This window comes from Mesorhizobium sophorae, from assembly GCF_002270415.1.
Taxonomy (GTDB): domain Bacteria; phylum Pseudomonadota; class Alphaproteobacteria; order Rhizobiales; family Rhizobiaceae; genus Mesorhizobium; species Mesorhizobium sophorae.
This window is the reverse complement of sequence record NZ_NNRI01000007.1, coordinates 1,076,448-1,098,675: the sequence shown is the minus strand read 5'-3', so window position 1 is coordinate 1,098,675 and position 22,228 is coordinate 1,076,448. Positions and strand designations below refer to the sequence as shown.

25 protein-coding genes are annotated in these 22,228 nt (G+C 63.9%); 11 read left to right on the top strand and 14 right to left on the bottom strand.

What is annotated here, in order from left to right:
• Positions 1-147: 147 nt before the first annotated feature.
• A complete protein-coding gene (locus CGZ66_RS09720; RefSeq protein WP_095083836.1) occupies positions 148-627 on the top strand; it encodes a VOC family protein in 480 nt (159 codons plus the stop codon).
• Between the two features lie 12 nt (positions 628-639).
• On the opposite strand, the gene CGZ66_RS09715 is transcribed toward CGZ66_RS09720, so the two are convergent.
• The 4 genes from CGZ66_RS09715 to CGZ66_RS09700 all read right to left on the bottom strand — a co-directional run bounded on the left by CGZ66_RS09715 (position 640) and on the right by CGZ66_RS09700 (position 3,619).
• Entirely contained in the window at positions 640-1,566 is a 927-nt protein-coding gene (locus CGZ66_RS09715) for a DMT family transporter (RefSeq protein ID WP_095083835.1), read from the bottom strand.
• Positions 1,567-1,674: 108 nt separating this feature from the next.
• Positions 1,675-2,274, bottom strand: a complete 600-nt coding sequence (locus CGZ66_RS09710; protein ID WP_095083834.1) for a DNA-3-methyladenine glycosylase — start codon at positions 2,272-2,274, stop codon at positions 1,675-1,677.
• Between the two features lie 18 nt (positions 2,275-2,292).
• Entirely contained in the window at positions 2,293-2,673 is a 381-nt protein-coding gene (locus tag CGZ66_RS09705; protein WP_095083833.1) for a nuclear transport factor 2 family protein, read from the bottom strand.
• 91 nt (positions 2,674-2,764) lie between these two features.
• Complete coding sequence (locus tag CGZ66_RS09700) at positions 2,765-3,619, bottom strand: SMP-30/gluconolactonase/LRE family protein (RefSeq protein ID WP_095083832.1); 855 nt, start codon at positions 3,617-3,619, stop codon at positions 2,765-2,767.
• A 113-nt stretch (positions 3,620-3,732) separates the two neighbouring features.
• Between CGZ66_RS09700 and CGZ66_RS09695 the strand changes: the two genes are divergently transcribed.
• Both CGZ66_RS09695 and CGZ66_RS09685 read left to right on the top strand, forming a co-directional pair.
• Positions 3,733-4,533: a helix-turn-helix domain-containing protein gene (locus tag CGZ66_RS09695; RefSeq protein ID WP_095083831.1), complete on the top strand. Its 801-nt coding sequence runs from the start codon at positions 3,733-3,735 to the stop codon at positions 4,531-4,533.
• Positions 4,534-4,886: 353 nt separating this feature from the next.
• A complete protein-coding gene (locus CGZ66_RS09685; RefSeq protein WP_095083830.1) occupies positions 4,887-6,260 on the top strand; it encodes an adenylate/guanylate cyclase domain-containing protein in 1,374 nt (457 codons plus the stop codon).
• 71 nt (positions 6,261-6,331) lie between these two features.
• Here the strand turns inward: CGZ66_RS09685 and CGZ66_RS09680 are convergent, their stop codons facing one another.
• From CGZ66_RS09680 to CGZ66_RS09670, 3 genes are all read right to left on the bottom strand, one after another.
• Positions 6,332-7,159, bottom strand: coding sequence for a C40 family peptidase (locus tag CGZ66_RS09680; protein ID WP_095083829.1), 828 nt, complete (start codon positions 7,157-7,159; stop codon positions 6,332-6,334).
• A gap of 104 nt (positions 7,160-7,263) precedes the next feature.
• Positions 7,264-8,205, bottom strand: coding sequence for a CHAD domain-containing protein (locus tag CGZ66_RS09675; RefSeq protein WP_095083828.1), 942 nt, complete (start codon positions 8,203-8,205; stop codon positions 7,264-7,266).
• Positions 8,202-8,675 carry a CYTH domain-containing protein gene (locus tag CGZ66_RS09670; RefSeq protein WP_095083827.1) on the bottom strand — a complete coding sequence of 158 codons (474 nt, stop codon included), beginning with the start codon at positions 8,673-8,675 and terminating at the stop codon, positions 8,202-8,204. Before CGZ66_RS09670 ends, CGZ66_RS09675 begins: the two co-directional genes overlap by 4 nt.
• A 104-nt stretch (positions 8,676-8,779) precedes the next feature.
• Here CGZ66_RS09670 and CGZ66_RS09665 point away from each other — a divergent pair, with 104 nt between their 5' ends.
• Genes CGZ66_RS09665 through CGZ66_RS09650 form a run of 4 tightly spaced genes read left to right on the top strand, consistent with a single transcriptional unit; the run spans position 8,780 to position 12,489 of the window.
• The gene (locus CGZ66_RS09665; RefSeq protein WP_095083826.1) at positions 8,780-9,472 is read left to right on the top strand and encodes a CerR family C-terminal domain-containing protein; all 693 of its coding nucleotides are present in this window, start codon (positions 8,780-8,782) and stop codon (positions 9,470-9,472) included.
• A 13-nt stretch (positions 9,473-9,485) separates the two neighbouring features.
• Positions 9,486-10,439, top strand: coding sequence for an HlyD family secretion protein (locus CGZ66_RS09660; RefSeq protein ID WP_095083825.1), 954 nt, complete (start codon positions 9,486-9,488; stop codon positions 10,437-10,439).
• Positions 10,436-11,356: an ABC transporter ATP-binding protein gene (locus CGZ66_RS09655; protein ID WP_095083824.1), complete on the top strand. Its 921-nt coding sequence runs from the start codon at positions 10,436-10,438 to the stop codon at positions 11,354-11,356. Before CGZ66_RS09660 ends, CGZ66_RS09655 begins: the two co-directional genes overlap by 4 nt.
• On the top strand, positions 11,353-12,489 hold the full coding sequence (locus tag CGZ66_RS09650) for an ABC transporter permease (protein ID WP_095083823.1): 1,137 nt from the start codon (positions 11,353-11,355) through the stop codon (positions 12,487-12,489). Before CGZ66_RS09655 ends, CGZ66_RS09650 begins: the two co-directional genes overlap by 4 nt.
• A gap of 248 nt (positions 12,490-12,737) precedes the next feature.
• Here CGZ66_RS09650 and CGZ66_RS09640 read toward each other — a convergent pair whose 3' ends face one another.
• Entirely contained in the window at positions 12,738-13,715 is a 978-nt protein-coding gene (locus CGZ66_RS09640) for a threonine/serine dehydratase family protein (RefSeq protein ID WP_095084363.1), read from the bottom strand.
• 128 nt (positions 13,716-13,843) lie between these two features.
• Positions 13,844-14,167 (bottom strand): hypothetical protein, encoded by a 324-nt coding sequence (locus CGZ66_RS09635; RefSeq protein ID WP_095083822.1) that lies wholly within the window; start codon positions 14,165-14,167, stop codon positions 13,844-13,846.
• A 171-nt stretch (positions 14,168-14,338) separates the two neighbouring features.
• Here CGZ66_RS09635 and mbfA point away from each other — a divergent pair, with 171 nt between their 5' ends.
• On the top strand, positions 14,339-15,322 hold the full coding sequence (mbfA, locus tag CGZ66_RS09630; RefSeq protein ID WP_095083821.1) for an iron exporter MbfA: 984 nt from the start codon (positions 14,339-14,341) through the stop codon (positions 15,320-15,322).
• 162 nt (positions 15,323-15,484) lie between these two features.
• Here mbfA and CGZ66_RS09625 read toward each other — a convergent pair whose 3' ends face one another.
• The 3 genes from CGZ66_RS09625 to CGZ66_RS09615 form a co-directional block, all read right to left on the bottom strand.
• Positions 15,485-15,829 (bottom strand): antibiotic biosynthesis monooxygenase family protein, encoded by a 345-nt coding sequence (locus CGZ66_RS09625; RefSeq protein ID WP_095083818.1) that lies wholly within the window; start codon positions 15,827-15,829, stop codon positions 15,485-15,487.
• Positions 15,826-16,158 (bottom strand): NIPSNAP family protein, encoded by a 333-nt coding sequence (locus CGZ66_RS09620; protein ID WP_095083814.1) that lies wholly within the window; start codon positions 16,156-16,158, stop codon positions 15,826-15,828. The genes CGZ66_RS09625 and CGZ66_RS09620 overlap by 4 nt, the downstream gene beginning before the upstream one ends.
• 97 nt (positions 16,159-16,255) lie before the next feature.
• Positions 16,256-16,465, bottom strand: coding sequence for a DUF1127 domain-containing protein (locus tag CGZ66_RS09615; RefSeq protein WP_095083811.1), 210 nt, complete (start codon positions 16,463-16,465; stop codon positions 16,256-16,258).
• 68 nt (positions 16,466-16,533) lie between these two features.
• Between CGZ66_RS09615 and CGZ66_RS09610 the strand changes: the two genes are divergently transcribed.
• Positions 16,534-17,208 carry an ArsR/SmtB family transcription factor gene (locus CGZ66_RS09610; protein ID WP_095083807.1) on the top strand — a complete coding sequence of 225 codons (675 nt, stop codon included), beginning with the start codon at positions 16,534-16,536 and terminating at the stop codon, positions 17,206-17,208.
• Positions 17,209-17,455: 247 nt separating this feature from the next.
• On the opposite strand, the gene ligD is transcribed toward CGZ66_RS09610, so the two are convergent.
• Complete coding sequence (gene ligD, locus CGZ66_RS09600; RefSeq protein WP_095083802.1) at positions 17,456-20,005, bottom strand: DNA ligase D; 2,550 nt, start codon at positions 20,003-20,005, stop codon at positions 17,456-17,458.
• A 19-nt stretch (positions 20,006-20,024) separates the two neighbouring features.
• Entirely contained in the window at positions 20,025-20,891 is an 867-nt protein-coding gene (ku, locus tag CGZ66_RS09595; protein WP_095083798.1) for a non-homologous end joining protein Ku, read from the bottom strand.
• Between the two features lie 378 nt (positions 20,892-21,269).
• Between ku and CGZ66_RS09590 the strand changes: the two genes are divergently transcribed.
• Both CGZ66_RS09590 and CGZ66_RS09585 read left to right on the top strand, forming a co-directional pair.
• On the top strand, positions 21,270-21,410 hold the full coding sequence (locus CGZ66_RS09590) for a hypothetical protein (protein ID WP_095083793.1): 141 nt from the start codon (positions 21,270-21,272) through the stop codon (positions 21,408-21,410).
• A gap of 266 nt (positions 21,411-21,676) precedes the next feature.
• Positions 21,677-22,063 carry a thiol-disulfide oxidoreductase DCC family protein gene (locus tag CGZ66_RS09585; protein ID WP_095083790.1) on the top strand — a complete coding sequence of 129 codons (387 nt, stop codon included), beginning with the start codon at positions 21,677-21,679 and terminating at the stop codon, positions 22,061-22,063.
• The last annotated feature ends 165 nt before the right edge of the window (positions 22,064-22,228 follow it).

The following is a 22,228-nucleotide window of genomic DNA, read 5'->3' as shown; positions in this document are numbered from 1 at the left end:
CCCGGCCCACAGGAACATCGTTTCGTGGGCGGAACATCCGGTGGCATGAGCGCATTCTGTGTTCGCACCGTCGAGGCTGACTGTGAATCGCCGTGGGGTGCGTGGGAAACCGGGCCGCAATGGGTTCAAAAGGGAAAGGGACAAGCAATGGCAATTGCCAAGAACACGATCTGCGTATGGTACGACAAAGACGCCGAGGCTGCAGCCCGCTTCTACGCCGAAACTTTTCCCGACAGCGCGGTGAGTGCCGCCCATCGTGCTCCCAGCGACTATCCGTCCGGCAAGGCGGGCGATGTGTTGACGGTCGAATTCACGGTCGCCGGCATCCCCTGCCTCGGCCTCAATGGCGGGCCGGTGTTCAAGCACAACGAAGCCTTCTCGTTCCAGATCGCCACCGACGATCAGCAAGAGACCGACCGCTACTGGAACGCCATCGTCGGCAATGGCGGCCAGGAAAGCGCATGCGGCTGGTGCAAGGACAGATGGGGTGTCTCTTGGCAGATCACGCCGCGCGTGCTGACCGAGGCGATGGCTGCCGGCGGCGATGAAGCAAAGCGCGCCTTTGATGCGATGATGGACATGAAGAAAATCGACGTCGCCGCGATCGAAGCCGCGCGGCGCGGCTGACGACAGGCACCGTCAGACTGTCGCCTCGATCGGCTCGGCAAGCTTTGGGTTTGCGCGCGCCGCGATCAGGCAGCCGGCGACGATCAAGCATGCTCCGGTCAGCGTGGTCCAGGCAACCGCCTCGTCGAAGAAGAACCAGCCAAGCGCGATGGCCCAGATGAAGGCCGAGTATTCCGTCGGGATCAGATATTGCGCCTCGGCGCGGGCGTAGGACCAGCTCATCAGGAATTGCCCGGCAAGCGACAGCACTGTCACCCCGGCCAGGGGAAGCCAAAGGTTGGTCGGCAGTGCCACCGCGAGCCACGGCGCGGCGAGGCCGAGGAGGATGGCGACGCAAAGGTTCTGGAACAACATGATCTCGATTGGCTTGGCCAACTGCGCCTGTTGCCGCGCCAGGATCAGATTGTAGCCGTAGAACACCGTCGATACGAGCACCGCCGCCGTGCCCAGCATGGCATCGTGCGAATAGCTTTCCCGCCCGAACTGGCCGGCCATTATGATCGCGACGCCGGCGATGCCGGCCAGCGATGCCCATATCGTCTGCCGTCGGATTCGCTCGCCCAGCAACAAGGCGGCGAGGAAGAGGGCGAACAGGGGCGCGATGAAGCTGAGCCCGATCGCCTCCGCCAGCGGCAGCCTGGCCAGACCCCAAAAGAAGCATATCAGGACGATGCCGACGACAGCGGCACGCAGCGCATGCAGCCGCAGCACCGCAAAGGTTGGCTTTGAGCGCGCCCCTGCAGACCAGGCTGCACCGGCGACGACAGTCGCGACCATGCTGCGCCACAGCACGGTGTTGTAGACGCCGACGGCGATAACCAGCGTCTTCATCGCCGCGTCCATCCCCGACAGCAGGAAGATCGCGAACGCGCAGACCAGCACCGGGGTCATCGGGGAAACGGCGCCGGCCAGGCTGGATGCCTTGACGGCTTCACTCATGTGCAGCCGGATATCCCGGAGCGAACGGCAGCACCAGATGGCAGCCCCGTCGATATGGCGGTCCAATCCCGACCGGCTTTGTGTCCGTCGAGACAGGGGGCTGTCCCCTTATTCGTTGAGCGATCTCGGCCCGCTGACGAACGGGCTCCCCCTGACGTAAAATCGCAGCAGGCGGCTCGCGTCCCGCGAAATGCCGATCCTGGTGCTCTGCCCGATTTCGCCGGGCTCGTCGTCCTCACCATGTCCGAGCCATAGCGGGCCTTTCCGGCAAAGATCGAGCCCGTCGAGCGAACGATCGATCCGCAACGCCGTGGCGAGCCTTCCCGGTCCTCGCGCCAGGTCGCGCAAGCGCTCGATGCCGCGATTGAGCCGCATGATGGCGATGCCTTCGAGCGGCTCGAGCGCCCGGATCAGGACGCCAGTTCCGATCCCAGGCACGTCGCTCGAGACGTTCAGCATGTATGAGATGCCGTAGGCGACATAGACATAGGCGTGGCCGGGCTCGAGAAACAGCGAACGGTTGCGCGGGGTCATCCCCCGATAGCCATGCCCGGCGGCATCGCCGACGACATAGGCCTCGGTCTCGACAATGCGGCCGCTGGCGACGCCTTCCGGCAATTCTCGCACCACCACCTTGCCAATGAGATAGCGGGCGAGAGCGGCCGTATCGTTCGGCAGTTCGGAGCGGGCGAGTGGACGAATGACCATCCTTATGGCGGCCTCGTTTCAGGGGATCCGCTCGACCCATTGCGCGCGCGAAGGCCCTGGCTCGAACGGATCGCCGAAATACTGCGTCTCGCGGGCCACCTTGCCATCGAGGAACTCCATGATGCTCACGGTGTAGGACGGCCGCCCGTCATAGGCCAGGACATACTCAGTGACCCAGAGGTCGCCCGCGCCGGCGATCCGACGCACCGTGAAGCGCTTCCGGTTCGGCTGCGCGGCGCGGGACGATTGAATGTTCTGCCGCCCGCGGATGCGCTCGCCCGATTGCGGATAGTCGAGCACCGCATCCTCCCGATAAATCTCGTGCTCGGCCTCGAAATCGCTCGCATCGGAGGCGGCCCAATGGCGATCCAGAGCCGCGCGAATCTCCCCGCCTTCCATATCAACCTCCTTCGCCGCCTATGCCGGGCCAGCGTACCATACGCCAGCCTTGAAGTCGGACGAGCCGGCTAACAATACTGGAAGACAACCCTCAGTCGAGTGTCAGCGCGGCAACTTCGCCCTCATTCATCAGCGGCACGAAAATGGTCGACTTGCCGTCGGTGCCGATGTCGGCGCTGCCGGGCTTGAAATGCGCCACCACTTCCGGCGCGGCGCCGGCACGGTAGCGGTAGAGCGTGCCGGTCATGTAGGCGGTGGCGTAGATGGTGTCGCCGATGGCGATGACGCCGTCGAGGTCGGCGAATTTCTGCGCGCCGGGCAAGGGCGAAACCACCTTGCTGGCGAGGTCGACCGACAGCAGCCCGCCGGGCTCCGCCGTGCTGAAATCGGGCTTGATGCCTTTGCCCCAGGAGGCGACGATCAGCCGGTTGCCGTCGGCGAAGACGCCGTTGGGCGAAGCCAGCGCCGCATCCCTGACGAACAGCTCCGGCCGGTCGCCGTCGATGCGGTAGATGGCGTCGGCCAGCATGTCGGTGACATAGACCTTGCCGGATTGGTCTGATGTCATGTCGTTGAGGAAGACCGCATTCGGCACCGTGATGCTGGAAACCAGTTTGCCGCTGGCGAGATCGACGACGCGGACCTTGGTGATGTCGGCGACATAGAGCTTGCCGCCCGATATCGCCATGCCCTTGGGGGCGTCCATGCCGTCGGTCCAGTGCTGGGTGATCGTCTTGCCGTCGCTGGACAGCACCGAGAGATACCCATTGCCGTCGGCATCGCCGGGATTGCCGACGATGTTGGAGACGATGATGCGGTTGTTGGCGGCGTCGAACAGTGCCGATTCCGGCTGTTCGAGGCCTGTCGCGCGCCAGAGCTCGCCAGCCTGGGCGGCGGGTGCTGCCATGATGCCGATGACTGCGAAAAGGGGGATGAAGCGGTTCATGAGTGCTCTCCTGTGATGACGGGGAAGAGCTACGGTTTTCGATACTTTCCGAAAAGGCGGATTACCGCTAGTATCGTAAATCGATACGAAACGGCCGGCAAGAGGTGCATCCGATGAACGGTTTGATCTTCGAGGCACTGAAGCGGACGCTGAAGGCCAAAGGCGTCACCTATCGCCAGCTTGCCGAACGCATGGGCGTTTCCGAGCCGACGGTGAAGCGCATCTTCCACGAGCGCAACTGCAAGCTCGACCGGCTGATGGAGATCTGCACGGCAGCCGGGGTCGAACTGGAAAACGTGCTCGGCTCGATGAACCGCGGGCCGGGACCGGTCAACCACATCGCGCCGGACATCGAGCGCAAGCTCGCCGGCCGGCCGGCGCTGCTGTTCATCTTCGTCATGCTGTCGGAAAAATTCACCCCCGAAGGCATCATGCGCTCGCAAGGCCTGAGCGAGGCCTCGATGTTCCTCTATCTGCGCGATCTCGAGGAGCTCGGCCTGATCGCACTCGGCCGGGGTCTCACGGCAAGATTGCTGGTCGAGACGCCGATCCAATGGAATTTCGAAGGGCCGCTGAGGCCGCTTTTCGAGATGACCAACAAGAATTTCATCGGCTGGGCCATCACCCATATCGAGCGGGAAGCGACCTTCGTCAGTTTCAGCAGGCGGATGCGGCCGGAAACGGCGGAGATGGTACGACGCGAGGCGGAGGATCTGGCCAATCGCGCCAAATTGCTTGCCCATCACGACCAGCACACCACGCCGGAGGAGGAGCTGGTCGGCTACAAATGGACGTTCGCGTTTGGCGCGACGCCGTTTCCGGCGATCATGCCGATTGGGCCGCATCCGCGCGATGCCGGAGCGTTCGATCGGCCCGCCGCCCCTACAAAGGGACGCCGCCCGTTACCGGCCTGACACGGCCAATCATCCCGAGCAGGATAGGGCGCGTTGGGATAGAACAGATCCGGCACCAACACGGTATAGCCCTCTGCAGCCAAGCGTTCCGCCATGCCGCCCAGCGCCGGCCGAACGCATCCATGCAGAGAATAGCGCCGGGCGCTGCGGTTTTTTGGTGACCTGAACAGGGAGCTTCCGCCTGTCCTGCTTCGGTTTTCACCATGATCTTTTTTCCGGATATTTTTGCTCTCTGCAGCCGCGTTTCAGAATGAAATCACATTCATGATAGAGTTCGCGCACTGATTTGTCAGACTGTAGAGGGCGGGTTTGCCGAATGCGTGGCATGTCCCCCGTGAAATCGAAGTGATCCTATGCCGACCGCGCCAACACTTGAACTTCGCCGCTATTCGCGCCTGAAAAATTTGCGGGCGCGCGCAGAACGCCAGGGTGCTGCATTGCAGTTCTGGGCGCGTACGGCATCGCTCGCTGTGATCGCCTGCTTCTTTTCATTGATCAGCCGCTGGGATGCTTCGCTGCTCTTCGTGCTGACGGGCCTCGTGCTGTTCCAGCTCATCGGCCTGATCCAGTTTCTCTTTGCGCGCCGTCGCACGACGGCGCGATGGTGGATCGGTTACCTCGTCGGTACGCTGGACATCATTCTGTTGACCGTTCTGCTGGTAACGCCCAACCCGTTTTCCCTGGAGGTCGCGCCGGCCGCGATGCAACTGCGCGAGGGCAGCTTCAAATTCCTGCTGATTTTCGTATGCCTTGGCGCGCTGACCCTTTCGACACGATTGGCGCTCTATCTTGGCGCGCTCGCGGCCTTGACATGGGCGATCGGGGTGGAATGGGTGATTTATCATCCGGGAACCGTCATTCCGGCGACGAACCTCTATTCGCTGCCGATGACAGAGCGACTGAACCTTTATCTCAACCCCAATTTCGTCGATACATTTGCGCAGGCGACCAACGTGTTGGTTGTGCTGATTATCGGCGCGATCATGGCGCTGGTCGTCTTTCGTTCCCGACATCTGTCGGAAGACTATGTGAAGGCAGAGCGCGCCCGCGCCAATCTCGCCCGGCATTTTTCGCCCAATGTCGTCGACCAGCTCGCCACCGATGACGAGCCCTTCGGCCCGGTCCGCCGGCAGGATATCGCGGTGCTGTTCGCCGACATCGTCGGCTTCACACACTATTCCGAGGATCATCCGGCCGAAGCAGTGTTCGAACTTCTGCGTCAGTTCCACCGTCGCATGGAACAGGTCGTTTTCGACCACCATGGCACCGTCGATAACTATATCGGCGATTGCATCATGGCGACATTCGGGGTTCCGCAAGCCAGCCATGACGACGCGACTCGGGCCATCCAGTGCGCTGAAGCGATGGTCGCCGCTCTCGAAGACTGGAATGTACAGCGGGTGTCCAGGGGATACCCGCCGCTGGACGTTCGGATCGGTGCACAATATGGCGCAGTTGTCATCGGCGCGGTCGGCAGCGAGCGCAATCTGTCCTTCGCGGTGGTTGGCGACACCGTCAACGTTGCCAGCCGTTTGCAGTCACTATGCCGTGAGCTCCAGGCGAATATTTGCTTTGGGTCACGACTGATTGACGCCGCGAAGGCGGAATCGCCCACGACACAGTTGAATGCGCGCGATCATGGACCGGTGAGCATCCGGGGCCGGGACGAACCGGTCCATGTCTGGATCGAACATAGAGCCGAAAACCAGGGTGCGGTTTCGGCGTGATGTAGGCCGCCATGTGAAACGCCTGCACCCCGGCTGGAAGGCGGTAGGCCGCGCCATAGGGGGCATGTCCATCACGTGTCTGAGGCGATTGCCCCAGCCTTTGCGGCTGCGGCGTCTGAGCTTGCCTTGTCGTCCCACGTCACCGCCCGGTAGTCGAACCCGTATTCCAGCGTCGGCTTGACGATGCGGAAATAGGGCGACAGGTCGAAATCGCGCGGCGTGTAGAGCGAGTGGTGGCGGATATGCAGGATTTCCCTGCGTGAATAGTTGGACTGCGCCGACGCGCGGCCGGGCGCGCGGGTGATTTCGGGCAGGATCGGATAGCGGATCTGGCCGTAGGCCTCGGCGATCAGCGAGGAACAGATGGCCCGTGTCGGGTCGCCGGAGCCGAATGCCAGCATGCGTCGGCGCCAGCGCACCGGCACCGGCGGCGCCGGCAGGAAATAGCGCAGCATGTCGAGAATGTTCTTGAGATCGTATTTCAGGCCGAGCTTACCGATCATGAAGGCGACGACCCTGTCGCGGTCCTCCGGCGCCAGGCCGCTTGCCCGGCAGATGCGGGTGTTGTAGGTGCGATAGCGCGACAGCGGCACGGCAACGCAGCCTTCGCCCATCGAGACCTCGATCAGCCGCGGCCGCTCCGTTCCGTCTTGCGGCTCGGGCAACGCATCGCCGACATAAAGGGCCGCATGCGACCAGGTCGACTGGGTCAGGTACTTGATCACCGCCGAGATCTTCTGATTGCCCTCGATCAACAGGATGTCGCCGGGCTCCAGCGCACGGCGCAGCGTCTCGGCATCGGACGGGGTATAAGGTTCGTAGCCGGAAGACTCTTCCTGCAGCGCGCCGGCGAGCCGGCGGCCAAGTCGATCCAGAAGCGTGTCTCTGAGCTCGGTCATGCCAAATGCCGATTAGCACGGGCAGGCGCTGGGTGCCAGCGGGAGGGTGGTTGCGCCGACGTCAGCTCCCCCTCCACAAGGGGAGAAGGGAGAGGACAGCTCCGTCAGCCGGCGGTTGCGATCAGATCGTCCTGGGCTGCCTCGGCCAGATCTCCGCGCGCCTTGCGTGCCAGCTTGCGTGTCGAGCGTTTGGGACTGTCGCCGAACAGCTCAGCCGCCTCAGCCAGGCAGGACTTCTTTAGCTGCTTTTCCGACCGCTTCAGAAGCTTGCCCAGGAGCCTGGTGTCTTCGGGCGGTCCGAGCGGACGGTCATCGGCCTCGAGCAGGTCGCGCATGACGAACAGATCATGCAGGTCGCCCAGCCGCTCACCCAGTGCGTCGACCGCCTTGCGCCTGGCCTTGATCGGCGTCGGCCACAGCCTGCCGAGCAGCGACAGATGCATGCCGTGCGTCTTGGCCGCCTTGCGCAGATCGTGGAAATCATTGGCCGCGCCGCGCGATCCGGCCTTGTCGAGCGCTTTCCTGGCCCGGCGCAAGGTGGCGCGGGCGCCTTCGGCAAGCACATCGGCGGCCTGTTCCGGCTGATCGGGCAGAGCGAGGGTTTCGATCCGGTGCAGGCCTTCCTCGCAAGCGGCGGTCGCAGCAGCGATCGCCGCGTCGAGCCCGGCGCCTTCGTGCAATTCATGCTGCCGGGCAATCAGCCTGTCGCGCACCGCAGCCAGCCCGTCGTCGGCGCTCTCCTTGGGAAAGCTTGCCGCCAGCCGGTCGACGGTCTCGATCAGCGCCGTCGCCTCGCGCGGCCCGGCAAGCAGACCCGCCACGTTGCGGTAGCATTGGTTCTCGGTCTCGCAGAATGTTCCGTCACCGGAACGAACAAGCCTCAGCAAGGCGCGCGCGCTCTTCAGCCGCTTGCGGCATTTGTGCAGCCCCTGTTCCGGCCGGCTGCGCGCGGCGTCAAGATGGGCCATTGCCTTGCCGATTTCCTCGGCAAGGATACGCCTGACCTCGCCGGTCAGCGGCAGGCGCGGATCGATGCGAAAACTCATGCGGCGATCTCCGGAATCCCCCCGAGGGCGAGCGACGCGTTGTAAAATTCAGACTCGCCAGTGACCTCTCGGCCGAGCCAGTCAGGCAGCATTTCGTCAGGCACGTCCTCCGGCGTCTCAAGTTCGGCGACCACAAGTCCCGCAAGCGGGCCGCCAAAGACATCCACCTCATAGAGATGGCCGCGATGCCTAACATGGTGGCGTGTCTTCTCTATGACACGTCCGAGCGCGAAGGCCAGCATCTCCAGGGCGTCCGCCAGCGGGATCGGATATTCGAATTCGTCGCGCACGCGCGCCCTGCTGCCGAATTTGAGCGTCAGCTTGGCGGAAGCGTCGTCGCTGATACGGATGCGCAGGGTTCGACCGGGGGTCGCGGCAAGATAGAACTGGCGAATGCGGATATCCGCCTCGACCAGATCCCGCCATGCTGTGCCGGAGACCAGGAATTTGCGTTCGACTTCCTTGCCCATGGCCGCGCACTAAAGCGTTAACAGCCGGCCGTGGCAAGATGGTTGCGTACGCAAGTTTGAGTCATTCATTGACTTTAATCAATCGATTGATTAAAGTGCACCTCATGATCAAGTTACCCGACACCGGAAGTCCCCGTCGCGAGACGTCACCCGCCGAGATGACGCGCGCGGCCCTCGTCCAGGCGGCGCTGAAACTGTTCGGACGGCAGGGTTTCGACGGCACCTCGACGCGCCAGATCGCTGCCGAGGCAGAGGCCAATATCGGCTCGATCGCCTATCATTTCGGCGGCAAGGAGGGCCTTCGCGCCGCAGCCGCCGACTTCATCGTCGAGACCATCCAGACGGTTGCCGGCCCGGTGCTCGGCAATGTGCCGGCGGCAGCGGCAGGACCGGCCAATCCGGAGGCGGCGCAAGCGCTGCTCTTCGCGGCGCTGGAGCGGATGGTCGGCTTTGTCGTTGCCAGCCCGCAGGCCGGCGAGATCGTGCAGTTCGTGCTGCGCGAGCTTTCGCATCCGACGGCAGCGCTCGACCGCATCTATGACGGCGTGTTCGAGCCGACGCACCGCCGGCTGTGCCAGCTCTGGGAGCAGGCGACGGGAGAGCCGGCCGAAAGCGAGGCCACGAGGCTCACCGTGTTCACGCTGATCGGCCAGGTCATCTATTTCCGCATCGGCCGCGAGGCGGTGATGCGCCGCATGGGCTGGAACGACATTGGCGCCGCCGAGGCAGCCAAGGTCGTGGCGGTCACATCGGGCAATCTCAAGGCCATATTGGCTGCCCGCAAGGGCCAGAGATGAAGGGGCAAAGACCATGAGCTTTCTCTGTTCGCTGCCACTCGCCGCGCAGCTTTTCAGCGCCTGCGCGCCGGCAGCGCCGCTGGCCGTCGGCTATGTCGAGGGCGATTATGTGCTGCTGGCGCCGATCGAGGTGGCGCAGGTCGAGACCGTCACCGTCAAGCGCGGCGACCGTGTCACACCCGGCACGACCGTGGTGACGCTGGAAAGCGCCGATGCCAAGATCGCGGTCGCGCAGGCCGAGGCCGGCCTGGCCCAGGCCCAGGCGCAATTCGCCGACCTGCAGATCGGCAAGCGCCCGGAAGAGATCGCGGTGCTCAGGGCCGAGGTCGACATGGCCAGCGCGCAGGCCGCCGACGCCAAGCGCAAATACGACCGCGCCGCCGATCTGTTCAAGCGCGGCGCCGGCACGCAGGCCGATTTCGACACCGCTTCGGCGACACTGGAGACAGCCAACGCGCAGGTCGGCCAGGCCAATGCCAATCTCGCTGTCGGCGGCCTGCCGGCGCGCCCCGAGACGATCAAGGCCGCCGACAACCAGGTCAAGCAGGCGCAGGCGACCCTGGAGCAGGCGCGGTGGCGGCTGTCGAAGCGGGTGCTGGCGTCGCCATCGCCGGGCCGCGTCAACGATGTCATCCGCAATCCGGGCGACACCGCCGGCCCGACCTCACCGGTCATTTCGATCCTGCCCGACGGCGCCGTAAAACTCAGCGTCTACATCCCGGAAGCCGCCTTCTCCTCGGTCAAGGTCGGCACCTTGCTCGGCGTCCATTGCGACGGCTGCGGCCCGGACGTGAAGGCGCGGGTCAGCTACGTCTCGCCGGATCCCGAATTCACCCCGCCGGTGATCTATTCCTTGGAGAACCGGCAGAAGCTGGTCTATCTGGTCGAGGCGCGATCGGAGGGCGACGCCGGCCCGCTGCAGCCGGGCCAGATCGTCGATGTCGATCTCGCGGATGGCGGAAAATGAACGCCATCGACGTCCATGGCCTGGTCAAGCGGTTTGGCGACAAGACCGTCGTCGACCATGTGACGATGACAGTCGCCGAAGGCGAGATCGTCGGCTTTCTTGGCCCCAACGGTTCGGGCAAGACCACCACCATCCGCATCATGTGCGGCCTGCTGACGCCCGACGAGGGCGAAGGCACGGTGCTCGGCTTCGACATCCGCACCGACAGCCTGCGCATCAAGCGCGAAGTCGGCTACATGACGCAGAAATTCTCGTTCTACGAGGATCTGACGATTGGCGAGAATCTCGAATTCGTCGCGCGGCTTTACCGGTTGAAGCCGGTCGAGGAGCATGTGGCGCGTACGCTGGAGGAGCTCGGCCTGACGACGCGCCGCAACCAGTTGGCCGGCACCTTGTCGGGCGGCTGGAAGCAGCGGCTGGCGCTGGCCGCCTGTATCATGCACAAGCCGAAGCTGCTGTTGCTCGACGAGCCGACGGCCGGCGTCGATCCAAAGGCGCGACGCGAGTTCTGGGACGAGATCCATCGCCTCGCCAGCGGCGGGCTGACCGTGCTGGTCTCCACCCACTATATGGACGAGGCCGAGCGCTGCCATCGCATCAGCTACATTTCCTACGGGAAGATGCTGGCCACGGGCACCGTCGCCGAGGTGGTGAAAAATGCCGGGCTGACCACTTTCGTCCTGCAGGGTCCGCGGCTCGACCAGGTGGCGGAAGCGCTTCAGGGCCGGCCCGGCGTCGACCAGGTGGCCCCGTTCGGTGCCACGCTGCATGTCGTCGGTTCCGACCGGAAGAAGCTGGAAGCCGCGCTCGTCGATGTCGAGAAAGAGCACAAGGGCGTGAAGGTGGCGCCGGGCGAAACCAGCCTCGAGGACGTCTTTATCCAGTTCATGTCCGGCTCGAAGGACAACATGGCATGAACAGTGTCTTTTCCTTCGCCCGCCTTGGCGCGCTGCTGATCAAGGAGTTCATCCAGATGCGGCGCGACCGCATCACCTTCGCCATGATGCTCGGCGTGCCACTGATGCAGCTCGTGTTGTTCGGCTATGCCATCAACAACGACCCGAAGAGCCTGCCGGCCGCGCTGGTTGCGACGAGCAGCGACCCCTACACGCGCGCCATGGTCTCGGCGCTGCAGACGACAGGCTACTACCGTTTCGATCATGTCTCGCAAAGTGCGGCCGACGCGGAGTTCCTGATGTCGCGCGGCGATGTCGCCTTCGTCGTCACCATCCCCGCCGATTTTGCCCGGCGGGTCGAGCGCGGCGACAGCCCGCAGATCCTGATCGAGGCCGACGCCACCGACCCGGCTGTCGCTAGCGGCGCCATCTCGACGCTGGGCACCGTCGCCAGCCAGGCGCTGCTCAGGGCGCGCGGCATGCAGGAGGCGGCCGCCGAGGCAGCCCTTGGCCAGCTCGAAGTGGTGGTGCACCGGCGCTACAACCCGGAAGGCATTTCGCAATACAACATCGTGCCCGGTCTGCTCGGCGTCATCCTGCAGATGACGATGGTGATGATGACCTCGATCGCGCTGACCCGCGAGACCGAGCGCGGCACCATGGAAAACCTGCTGGCGATGCCGTCCAGCCCCCTCGAGATCATGATGGGCAAGGTGCTGCCCTATCTGGCAGTCGGCGGCGTGCAGGTGGTGGTGGTGCTGGCGGCGGCCAAGCTCTTGTTCGCCATCCCCTTCACAGGGTCGATGTCGCTGCTCTTGACCGCCGTGCTGATCTTCGTGCTGGCGCTGGTGCTGCTCGGCTACACGATCTCGACAATCGCCCGCACGCAGATGCAGGCGCTGCAGCTCACCTTCTTCTTCTTCCTGCCGTCGATCATGCTGTCCGGCTTCATGTTCCCCTATCGCGGCATGCCGACTTGGGCGCAGGCGTTCGGCGAGATCCTGCCGCTGACGCACTTTCTGCGCATCATCCGTGCGGTGATGCTGAAGGGTGCAGAACTGCCGGCCGTGGCGACGGAGATCGGCTGGCTGGTGGTGTTCGTGGCGTTGTTTGCCGGCGTCGCGCTGGTCCGGTTCAGGCGGACGCTGGATTAGGGTCAGGCCGCTACTGCCCGGAGACTTTTGAGGTCGGCGGGACAGCACCCCCTCTGGCCTGCCGGCCATCTCCCCCGCAAGGGCGGAGATAGGCAGTTTCAGCGCTGCGCTTGCTCCTGCGATGGCGGCGATTGGCGAAAGCAGAGATAACGGCCAATCTCCCCCCTTGCGGGGGAGATGCCCGGCAGGGCAGAGGGGGGGTGGGAAGGATCGCTGCGGCTGTCGCCCTGCGTGCTAAGTTTCTTCGCCTACGCCGCCGCCATGATCTCCGCATAAGTCCCGAAATCGACATTGCCGCCGGACAGCACCACTGCAACGCATTTGCCGGATAGCTCGATCTCGCCCGATGACAGTGCCGCCAGCGCGACGCAGCCGCCGGGTTCGACCACCAGCTTGAGATAGGCCATGGCATCGCGCATCGCCTGTGCCGTCGCCTTGTCGGAGACGGCGATGGCCCCGGCGAGGTTCCTGCGGTTGATCTCGAAGGTGATCACGCCGGGCTCGGCGGTCAGGATCGCATCGCAGATCGAATTGTGGCCCGGCTCGTTCGAAACCCTGGCGCCGGCGGCCAGCGAACGGCGGGTGTCGTCGAAATGCTCGGGCTCCACCGCCCAGACCGAAGTGCTGGGCGAGGCGTCTTTGACGGCGATGGAAATGCCGCTCGACAGGCCACCGCCGCCGCAAGGAATGACCACCGCGTCGAGACTGACGCTAAGCGCTTTCGCCTGGCGCATCAATTCGAGGCCGATCGTGCCCTGGCCGGCGATGATGGCGGGGTCGTCGAAAGGCGGCACCAGCACCATGCCTTTCTCGACGTAAGGGCGCACCACGGTCATGCGGTCGTCGCGAAAGCGGTCGAACGGCACCACCTCGGCCCCCATCTTCCGGACATTGCCGACTTTCATCACCGGCGCGTCGGCCGGCATGGCGATGACCGCCTTGACGCCGAACATCGCCGCCGATGCCGCGACGCCCTGCGCGTGGTTGCCCGACGAGAAGGCGACGACGCCACGGCTGCGCTCCTCTTCACTGAGTGAAGAGAGCTTGTTGTAGGCGCCGCGGAACTTGAACGAGCCGGTGCGCTGCAGCGTCTCCGGCTTGAACAGGATGCGGGCGCCGAAGCGCCGGTTCAGCTCCTGCGATTCGATCAACGGCGTTTCTACGATCAGGCCGGCAAGCCGGGCTGCGGCGCGGTGGATGTCTTCTATGCCGGGAGGGGTGGTCATGGCGGATCCTGCGAAAAGATGGTCCGACCATGGTGCACGGAAACGGCCGCGCGACACCAACGAAAAAATGTGACGGTTACAAGGTTGGGGAGTCTTGCCGGCGTTTGTGCCGTGCGGCCAACCGCCACTTATCCCAACAACGCCCGTTGCCGCCTGGTGCCCCCAAGCTTGCGCCAGCTGTTGAAGCGGTGGGTGGCGGCGGCGAAGGAGATTTTCATCTGCTGGGCGACCGAATAGCGCGACTTGCCTTCGTCGAACATGCGGTAGCAGCACTCGACGCCCTCTTCGGTCAACTTGCCGTCCGGGGCCTTGTTGTGCGGGTTGGCGGGGTCGAATTTCTCGACCTGCTGCTCGACCAGGCCTTTAAGGCGCTGCAGATCGGCCTCGATGCTGGCGATGAGATCGAGAACGGGCTTGGGGTCATAGTGTTGCGGGGGCTGGTTTGCCGTCATCTGCGGGATCCTTTCCTTGGCTTAGCCAAATATAGGTGAACATTCGCTGATAATGAAGGGGTGCGGCGCGCGCGCGGGCTTCAACAATTGTTGACCGCGACCCGGGCGCGCATTGACCTGGGACACATCAAACCCTAGTTTAGAACCATTCTAAACTAGGGTGAATTCCTCATGCTTTCCCGTGTTTTCGGTTTCGGCCGCCGTCCCTTCGAATCGCTCTCCGAACAGGAGATCCTGGCACTGGCCATTTCGTCCGAAGAAGATGACGGGCGCATCTACCGGGCCTACGCCGACGGACTGGCGGAAAGCTTCCCGCAATCGGCAAAGGTGTTCGAGGAGATGGCCGAGGAAGAGGATGGCCATCGCGACTCGTTGATCGAGCTTTTCCGCCAGCGTTTCGGCGATCGCATTCCGCTGATCCGGCGCGAACATGTAAAAGGCTACTTCGAGCGCAAGCCTGACTGGCTGGTGAGACCGCTCGGCATCGAGCATGTGCGCAGCCAGGCCGAGGCGATGGAGCGGCGCGCCTATCTGTTCTACGTCGAGGCGGCCAAGCGCACCACCGATGCTTCCACCCGGAAACTGCTCGACGATTTGGCGGTGGCCGAGCAGGGCCACGAAACGCTGGCGCAGCGTCTGGAACAGAAGCACGTGCCGGGCGAAGTCAAGGACGAAGAGGCCGTTGCCGAACAGCGCCAGTTCATCCTCACCTATGTGCAGCCGGGGCTGGCCGGGCTGATGGACGGGTCGGTGTCGACGCTGGCGCCGATCTTCGCCGCGGCTTTCGCCACGCATGATACCTGGCAGACGCTCCTTGTCGGCCTCGCCGCCTCGATCGGCGCCGGCATTTCGATGGGCTTCACCGAGGTCGCATCCGACGATGGCAAGCTGTCGGGCCGCGGCTCGCCGATCAAGCGCGGCCTCACTGTCGGCATCATGACGACGCTCGGCGGGCTCGGCCACGCGCTGCCCTATCTCATCCCGCAATTCTGGACGGCGACGGCGGTCGCCGCGGTGGTGGTGTTCTTCGAATTGTGGGCGATCGCCTTCGTCCAGAACCGCTACATGCAGACGCCCTTCCTGCGTGCCGCCTTCCAGGTGGTGCTAGGCGGCGCGCTGGTGTTCGCGGCCGGCGTGCTGATCGGGAATGCTTAATTTGACGACAGGGTCGGCGCCGCCCCTCACCCTTACCCTCTTTCCGTGAAGAACGGGGAGAGGGGGTCGCCAGCGTTGGAGCGCTTCCCTTTTCCCCGTCCCTTACGGGGAGAAGGTGCCGGCAGGCGGATGAGGGCAACGCCGACACCTACCCGCTACCCCTCATCCATTCACTGCGCGGCTATCCGCCGGCGCCTCTGCCCTTTCCGTCAGCCCGTAGTCACGCACGATATGGGCGATGCGCAGACGGTAGCCGGCAAAGATACCGCCACGGCCGGCCTTCTGTGCCTGCCGGTGCTCCTCGGTGTTGCGCCAGGCCTTGACCGCCTCCTCGTCGCGCCAGAACGATAAGGATAGGATGCGGTTCGGGTCGGAGAGACTCTGGAAGCGCTCGATCGAGACAAACCCGTCGATGCCGTCGAGCAGAGGGCGCAGGTCGGCAGCGATGCGGAGATAGGCATCGCGCCTGCCCGCCGCTGGTTCGACCTCGAAGATGACGGCGATCACGGCAGCACCAGTTTTGCGTGTGGGCCGGAAGCCAGTTTCAGGAACATGCGATCCTCCCTCTGGATGAACTTTTCACGGCGGGCGAACTCATAGTTTGCCTTGCCGGCAGGGTCGGCGGCAAGCCGGGCGCGGTAGGCCTCGTAGGCCGCCAGGCTGTCGATGTTGTAGGCGGCGTAGGCCGTCGTGGCCGAGCCCTCATGCGGCGCGAAATAGCCGATCAGGTCGGCGCCGCAGCGCGGAATGACCTGGCCCCAGTTGCGGGCATACTCCTCGAAGGCCGCCTTGCCGAACGGGTCGATCTCATAGCGGATGAAGCAGGTGATGGTCATAGTGGTCTCCTTGGCGGGTTGATGTCTTCTTGCGGCGACATTTCGAGCGGGGTCGAAGCATCCCCAGGGTCGATGTGCTAGGCAATTCCCTTGCGGGTCATGCCTGCCAGAAGGATTTCGCGCATTCACGGCGCACGTCTTCCGGTGTCAGGCCGAGGTCGCGCAGCAGATGATCGTCGATCTCGGCAAGGTCGAGGCGCTGCACATGGCGGTCATGCCAGCGAGCCAGCAGCCGCAAACGGAACCAGGTGACGAACGGGAACGATCGGCGGCTGGCGAGCGGTGCGGAGGTGGAAGCGGTTGTCATCGTCGTCTCCTTGATCTGGCCGGAGAATAATGCTTACCTGACAAGAATGCTTCGATGAGGAACGAACTATGCGTGAAGGACCCGACATCGCCCGCATCGCCAGCCTTGTTGGCGATCCGGCGCGGGCAAACATGCTCAACGCCCTGATGGGCGGCACGGCTTTGACCGCGAGCGAACTGGCGCTCGAGGCCGGCGTGTCGCTGCCGACGGCGAGCTCGCATTTGTCCAAGTTGATGGAGGGCGGGCTGCTGACATTGGCGAGCCAGGGAAGGCACCGCTATTACGGCCTCGCTGGACCGCAGGTGGCGGGCATGATCGAGGCCATCACCGGTGTCGCCGAAGCCGTTGGCCCAAAGCGCGTGCGGCCGGGCCCGCGTGACGGCGCCATGCGCGTGGCACGCGTCTGTTACGACCACCTCGCCGGCGAGCAGGCGGTGGCGATGCTCGATCGTCTTGTCGAGAAGGAAATCCTGCTGCGCGACGACAAGGAGATCAGGCTTGGGCCGTCGGCGGCACCGCATTTCGCCGCCATCGGCATCGATGTCGATGCCAAGCCGCGCCGGCCGGTCTGCCGCGCCTGTCTCGACTGGAGCGTGCGCCGTTCGCACCTCGCCGGCACGCTGGGTGCCGCTATCCTCGACAAGATCCTCGCCGAAAAATGGGCGCGCCGCGAGAAGGACAGCCGTGCGGTGATCTTCTCACCGCCGGGCAAGCAGGCTTTCGAGAGGGCGTTTTTGGGCTGAGATGCCGGGGCTGGTTTCCGGCCTCGATTCGTTGGCGCGAAGCACCCCCCTCTGTCCTGCCGGACATCTCCCCCGCAAGGAGCGAGATCAGCAGTTCCACGGCTATCGGCTTTCCTCGACGTTGGCGATTGGTGCTGGCGATTGGCGAAAACCGGCGTGACATCCAATCTCCCCCCTTGCGGGGGAGATGTCCGGCAGGACAGAGGGGGGTGGGAAGGATCGCTACGCTTGCGCGTATCGGAAGAGACTACTCTCGCCTCAGCACCTTCCCCTGCCTGAAGAAATCCGCCCACGGATCGGCTTCCGCCAGCTGCCTCAGCGTCGTCTTGTCACCGATGGGGAAAGCGTTCGGTGCCAGTCCCGCCTCGATCTCGGCCCACGTCACAGGCATCGACACGGTGGCGCCCTTCTTGGCGCGTGACGAATAGGGCGCGACCGTGGTCGAGCCCCGGCCATTGCGCAGATAGTCGACGAAGATCTTTCCCGTGCGCGCCTTTTTCGAAAGCGTCGCCGTGTAGCGGTCGGGCGAGACCTGTTCCAGCGCCTTGGCAAAATCATGGGCAAAGGTTTTCACTGCGTCCCAGTCCGCAGATGGTTTCAGTGGCATCACGACGTGATAACCCTTGCCGCCTGAGGTCTTGACGAAATTCGGCAGCGACAGCTCATCGAGCTTGCCTCTGATATCGAGTGCGGCCTCGCGCACGGCTTTCACGTCGACGCCTTCATCGGGATCGAGATCGAAGATGATCTGGTCCGGCTGTTCCAGCGCATCGACGGTGCAGCCCCAGATGTGGATCTCGACCACGCCGTACTGGACGAGCGCTGCGACGCCGTCGAAATCGCGGATGAATAGGATCTCCTCGCCGTCCGTCGGGTCCTTCATCCGGGCGATCTTGTCGCTCATGCCGGCCGAGGCATGCTTTTGGAAGAAGCGCGGGCCGCCGACGCCGTCCGGCGCCCTGACCAGGCTGAGCGGTCGGTTGACGATGAACTGCTCCATGCGTGGCCACACCAACGCGTAGTGGTCGAGCAGGCCCTGCTTGGAAATCTTTTCCTCGGGCCACAGCAGCTTGTCGGGGTGGGAAAGCTTTACGCTGGTCGTCATCGCTCCGGCAGGTCTGCCAGCGCTGCCTGGCACCGGCTTCGCCTTGGCCGGGCTCTTGCCTGCCTTGCCTGTCGAAGCCTCCCCGGTCGAAGACTTCCCTGCCGCAGACTGGGGCTTTTCCTGCACGACTTCCTCCGCCAGCTTGTCCTCGCGCAATCCCTGGAACGATGCATGGCGTATTATACGGTCGGATGTCCAGCTCCGGAACTCCACTTCACCGACCAGTTCGGGCTTCACCCAGACCAGGCCCTTGCCCTTCGGCACGGCCTTGTCAAAGGGCGAATGCTCCGCCTTTAGCGCATCGAGTTTTGTCTTCAGGTCGGTGGCGGTCTTGGCGGAGAAGCCGGTGCCGACGCGGCCGGCATAGTGCAGTCCGCCACCCTCGTGATAGCCGACCAGCAGCGAGCGCAGCCCGCGTCCGGTCTTGTCCGACGGCAAATAGCCGCCGATGACGAATTCCTGCCGCGCCGTGCATTTCGACTTCACCCAGGAAGGTCCGCGCCCGCTGCGATAGGGCGCATCGGCGCGCTTGGAGACGACGCCTTCCATCCCCATGCGGCAGGCATGCTCCAGCATGATCTTGCCGGGCTCGGCGAAATGGTCGCTGAAACGGACGGCCGGGTTCTCCGGCTGCTTGCCAAGCAGGTCCTGCAGGGCCTGCTTGCGCTCGACCAGCGGCTCGCCGCGCAAATCCTTGCCATCGAGGCGCATCAGGTCGAACACATAGTAGATGAAGCGATCTGTCCGTTTCGCGGACAGGTCGGCCTGCAGCAGCGCGAAGGACGACACGCCGCTGTCGGCCAGCACGACGATCTCGCCATCGATGATGGCGTCGCTGCATTTCAATCCGGCGAGTTCCGCGGCAATCGCGCCGCCGAATTTTTCCGTCCAGTCGAGCCCGGTACGGGTCAGCAGCTGCACCTCCGTGCCGGCAATCTGCGCCTGCATGCGATAGCCGTCGAACTTGACCTCGTGCAGCCAGTCCTTGCCCGGCGGTGCGTCCCGCTCCAGCGTGGCAAGCTGCGGTTCGACTAAGTCCAGGCACCTGCCGGTCTTTGCCTTGCCGGCGGCCGGCTTGCTGGAATGCCAGACATCAGGCTTCTCGCCCCTGGCGGCCTTGCCTTCGCCAATCTCCTCGATCGTCAGGCCCGACTTCACCGATTCCGGCGCCTCCTTCAGAATGTCCTCGCCAGGGCGCGCCGCGGCATCGTCCGATTTGATCAGCAGCCAGTTCTCGCGCTTTTCGCCCGCGCGCGGCTTCAGCCGCACCAGGTGCCACAGACCATGCAGCTTGTGGCCTTTGAGCTCGAAGGTGATATGGCCCTTCTTCATCGCCTTGGCCGGGTCGATTTTGGGAACCCAGGTACCCTCGTCCCAGACGAGCACCGACCCGCCACCATATTCGCCCTTGGGAATGGTGCCTTCGAACGGCGCATAGTCGATCGGATGGTCCTCGACATGCACCGCCAGCCGTTTCTCATGCGGGTCGAGGCTTGGGCCGCGCGTCACCGCCCAGCTCCACAGCACGCCGTCCTGCTCCAGGCGAAGGTCGTAGTGCAACCGTGTCGCCGCATGCTTGTGGATGACGAAGATGCCGCCCGCCTTGGCGTTCTCGCCGCGCCCGACCTTGCCAGCCGGTTCGGACGTCTTCTTGAAATCACGCTTGGAATGATACTGTTCGAGGCTGGCCATCTGTCTCTGATCCTCAGGCCTATTTGCGCTTCGACGCGCCGGCTTTCGGCTTGGTGCGTCTGGCCGCGGGTTTTGCTTTTGCCGGCGTGGAAGCCTCCGATGCGCCGGCATCCGAAGACAGGCTCTTCTTCAGCGCGTCGAACAGATTGACGACGTTTGACGGCTTGGGCTCTGCCTTGGCCTTTGGCGCCTTCCTGCCGGCCTTCCTGGCGCGGATCAGCTCCAGCAGCGCGTTCTCATATTTGTCCTCGAACTGAGAGGGATCGAACTTCGCCTTCTTCTTGTCGATGATCCGTTCGGCCAGATCGGTCATCTCCGGGTCGGTCTTCACATCCTTGATATCGCCGAAGACGGAGTTCGGTTCGCGCACCGTGTCGTCGTAGCGCAGCGTCGTCAGCACCATGCCCATGCCGCGCGGTTCGATCACCACCGGGCGTTCGCGGTTGTAGAGCACGATGCGCGCCAGCCCGGCCATCTTCTTGTCCGCCATCGCATCGCGGATGACGGCAAAAGCCTCTTCCGACACCTTGTCGGCCGGCGTCACATAGTAGGGGGTGTCGAGATAGATCTGCTGGATCGAGGATTTGTCGACGAAACCGTCGAGCGCCATCGTGTGCGAGGACTCGATCTGCACCGCCTCGATCTCGTCTTCCTCGATGCGGACGAAGTCGCCGTCATCGACTTCATAGCCCTTGATCTCATCCCCCTCGCGCAACGGCTTGCCATTTTCTGCGTCGACATAGATGCGCTTCAAGGTGTTGCCGGTCTTGCGGTTCAGCACCCGGAACGAGACCTTCTCGGCTTGGGTGACGACGTTGGTCAATTCGACGGCACAGGTGACCAACGACAGCTTCAGATAACCCTTCCAGGCCGGACGCGGCGCCATGACAATTCCCTTCGCAACAGGTCTCGAAATCCAGAACGACTGGAGCCTGTTCCAGTTCCGTCACCGATCCCTGTCGGGATGCGAGGCTGGGATTTCCGGGGCTGCGTCGGCCAGCAAGGAAATTTCGCCAGCGCGGCAAGAATTGAAACAGAACCGCGCGCAGGCGACATTCAAACGAAACATATGTGATGCAAAAGTCACATTGGCCGAAATGTCGACGGACCACACGGAAAGACCCCGAATCAGCCGCATGCCGGCCACGAACCAAGGCCTTTTCGACCAGATATTAACATCGTGTTCACCGACTATTCACGCCTCGACGCTATGATGCCCGCAATTCGGAAGGGACATCCGAAAATCGGGACAGGGACAGGTAAAATGAACTTCCTCACGCACCTCATCGGCTACGCCGCCGCCATCCGCGAATTCGTTGCGCCGACCTATCGGCCGGAGCGCTACTACATGCGCGGCCCCGGCCCGGCCAGCGCCCGTCGCGGCAATTCGTTGAGCGCGCGCTGACCATGACCTTCGAGAGCCGCCACGACAGCCGGATCTGCCGGCCGGCCGCCGAATCCCGCGCCACCACCTATCGCGCCGAGCGTCCCGCTCTCGCCGACAGGCGGCGTGCGATATCGCCTCGGCTTTGATACCGCCTCCGGCTGGCTTAGTGTCCTAGGGCATAAGCAGCCGAGGCCCACGTGACCGACCTTTCCTATTCCAGTCGGCCCCATTCCAGTCGACCCAAGTCCACCTGTCCCGCTGACCCCCTCGATCGCAGCCATCCGTTGATCGTCTTCGACGGCGTCTGCGTGCTGTGCTCCGGCTTCGTGCGCATGGTGGTCAGGCTCGACCGTCAAGGCCGCTTCCGCTTCGCCACCGCGCAGTCGCCGTTCGGAGAAGCGCTGTTCAGGCAACACGGGCTGCGCACGGATTCCTACGAGACCAATCTCGTCCTGATCGACGGCATCGCCTTCACGCAGCTAGACAGCTTCGTTGCCGTCATGGCGGAGCTCGGCTGGCCGTGGCGAGCGGCCAAGGTCCTGTTGCTGCTGCCGCGCCCGCTGCGCAACTGGCTTTACGACCGCATCGCCGAAAATCGCTACGCCCTGTTCGGCAGGAAGGACAGTTGCGGCATTCCTCCTGCCGAACTGCGCGAGCGGTTCCTGGGCTGAAAGCGCGGCTCTGGGAGCAGCGAATGAGGCGTCTCATTGTCGGCTACGGCACCTCCATGGGTGCGGGCGATCACAAAACAGTTGGCGGCTTGCGCAAAAAGCCGCCGCAGCCGAAAGTTTTTTCCGCAGCCTGTCGAAATCGGGCGATGCCGCGCGACATACGTC

What these genes read in the sequence shown, in the direction of transcription:
- CGZ66_RS09720 (WP_095083836.1), top strand. Translation starts at nt 148, where the DNA reads ATGGCAATTGCCAAGAACACGATCTGCGTATGGTACGACAAAGACGCC.
- CGZ66_RS09715 (WP_095083835.1), bottom strand. Translation starts at nt 1,566, where the DNA reads ATGAGTGAAGCCGTCAAGGCATCCAGCCTGGCCGGCGCCGTTTCCCCG.
- CGZ66_RS09710 (WP_095083834.1), bottom strand. Translation starts at nt 2,274, where the DNA reads ATGGTCATTCGTCCACTCGCCCGCTCCGAACTGCCGAACGATACGGCC.
- CGZ66_RS09705 (WP_095083833.1), bottom strand. Translation starts at nt 2,673, where the DNA reads ATGGAAGGCGGGGAGATTCGCGCGGCTCTGGATCGCCATTGGGCCGCC.
- CGZ66_RS09700 (WP_095083832.1), bottom strand. Translation starts at nt 3,619, where the DNA reads ATGAACCGCTTCATCCCCCTTTTCGCAGTCATCGGCATCATGGCAGCA.
- CGZ66_RS09695 (WP_095083831.1), top strand. Translation starts at nt 3,733, where the DNA reads ATGAACGGTTTGATCTTCGAGGCACTGAAGCGGACGCTGAAGGCCAAA.
- CGZ66_RS09685 (WP_095083830.1), top strand. Translation starts at nt 4,887, where the DNA reads ATGCCGACCGCGCCAACACTTGAACTTCGCCGCTATTCGCGCCTGAAA.
- CGZ66_RS09680 (WP_095083829.1), bottom strand. Translation starts at nt 7,159, where the DNA reads ATGACCGAGCTCAGAGACACGCTTCTGGATCGACTTGGCCGCCGGCTC.
- CGZ66_RS09675 (WP_095083828.1), bottom strand. Translation starts at nt 8,205, where the DNA reads ATGAGTTTTCGCATCGATCCGCGCCTGCCGCTGACCGGCGAGGTCAGG.
- CGZ66_RS09670 (WP_095083827.1), bottom strand. Translation starts at nt 8,675, where the DNA reads ATGGGCAAGGAAGTCGAACGCAAATTCCTGGTCTCCGGCACAGCATGG.
- CGZ66_RS09665 (WP_095083826.1), top strand. Translation starts at nt 8,780, where the DNA reads ATGATCAAGTTACCCGACACCGGAAGTCCCCGTCGCGAGACGTCACCC.
- CGZ66_RS09660 (WP_095083825.1), top strand. Translation starts at nt 9,486, where the DNA reads ATGAGCTTTCTCTGTTCGCTGCCACTCGCCGCGCAGCTTTTCAGCGCC.
- CGZ66_RS09655 (WP_095083824.1), top strand. Translation starts at nt 10,436, where the DNA reads ATGAACGCCATCGACGTCCATGGCCTGGTCAAGCGGTTTGGCGACAAG.
- CGZ66_RS09650 (WP_095083823.1), top strand. Translation starts at nt 11,353, where the DNA reads ATGAACAGTGTCTTTTCCTTCGCCCGCCTTGGCGCGCTGCTGATCAAG.
- CGZ66_RS09640 (WP_095084363.1), bottom strand. Translation starts at nt 13,715, where the DNA reads ATGACCACCCCTCCCGGCATAGAAGACATCCACCGCGCCGCAGCCCGG.
- CGZ66_RS09635 (WP_095083822.1), bottom strand. Translation starts at nt 14,167, where the DNA reads ATGACGGCAAACCAGCCCCCGCAACACTATGACCCCAAGCCCGTTCTC.
- mbfA (WP_095083821.1), top strand. Translation starts at nt 14,339, where the DNA reads ATGCTTTCCCGTGTTTTCGGTTTCGGCCGCCGTCCCTTCGAATCGCTC.
- CGZ66_RS09620 (WP_095083814.1), bottom strand. Translation starts at nt 16,158, where the DNA reads ATGACCATCACCTGCTTCATCCGCTATGAGATCGACCCGTTCGGCAAG.
- CGZ66_RS09615 (WP_095083811.1), bottom strand. Translation starts at nt 16,465, where the DNA reads ATGACAACCGCTTCCACCTCCGCACCGCTCGCCAGCCGCCGATCGTTC.
- CGZ66_RS09610 (WP_095083807.1), top strand. Translation starts at nt 16,534, where the DNA reads ATGCGTGAAGGACCCGACATCGCCCGCATCGCCAGCCTTGTTGGCGAT.
- ligD (WP_095083802.1), bottom strand. Translation starts at nt 20,005, where the DNA reads ATGGCCAGCCTCGAACAGTATCATTCCAAGCGTGATTTCAAGAAGACG.
- ku (WP_095083798.1), bottom strand. Translation starts at nt 20,891, where the DNA reads ATGGCGCCGCGTCCGGCCTGGAAGGGTTATCTGAAGCTGTCGTTGGTC.
- CGZ66_RS09590 (WP_095083793.1), top strand. Translation starts at nt 21,270, where the DNA reads ATGAACTTCCTCACGCACCTCATCGGCTACGCCGCCGCCATCCGCGAA.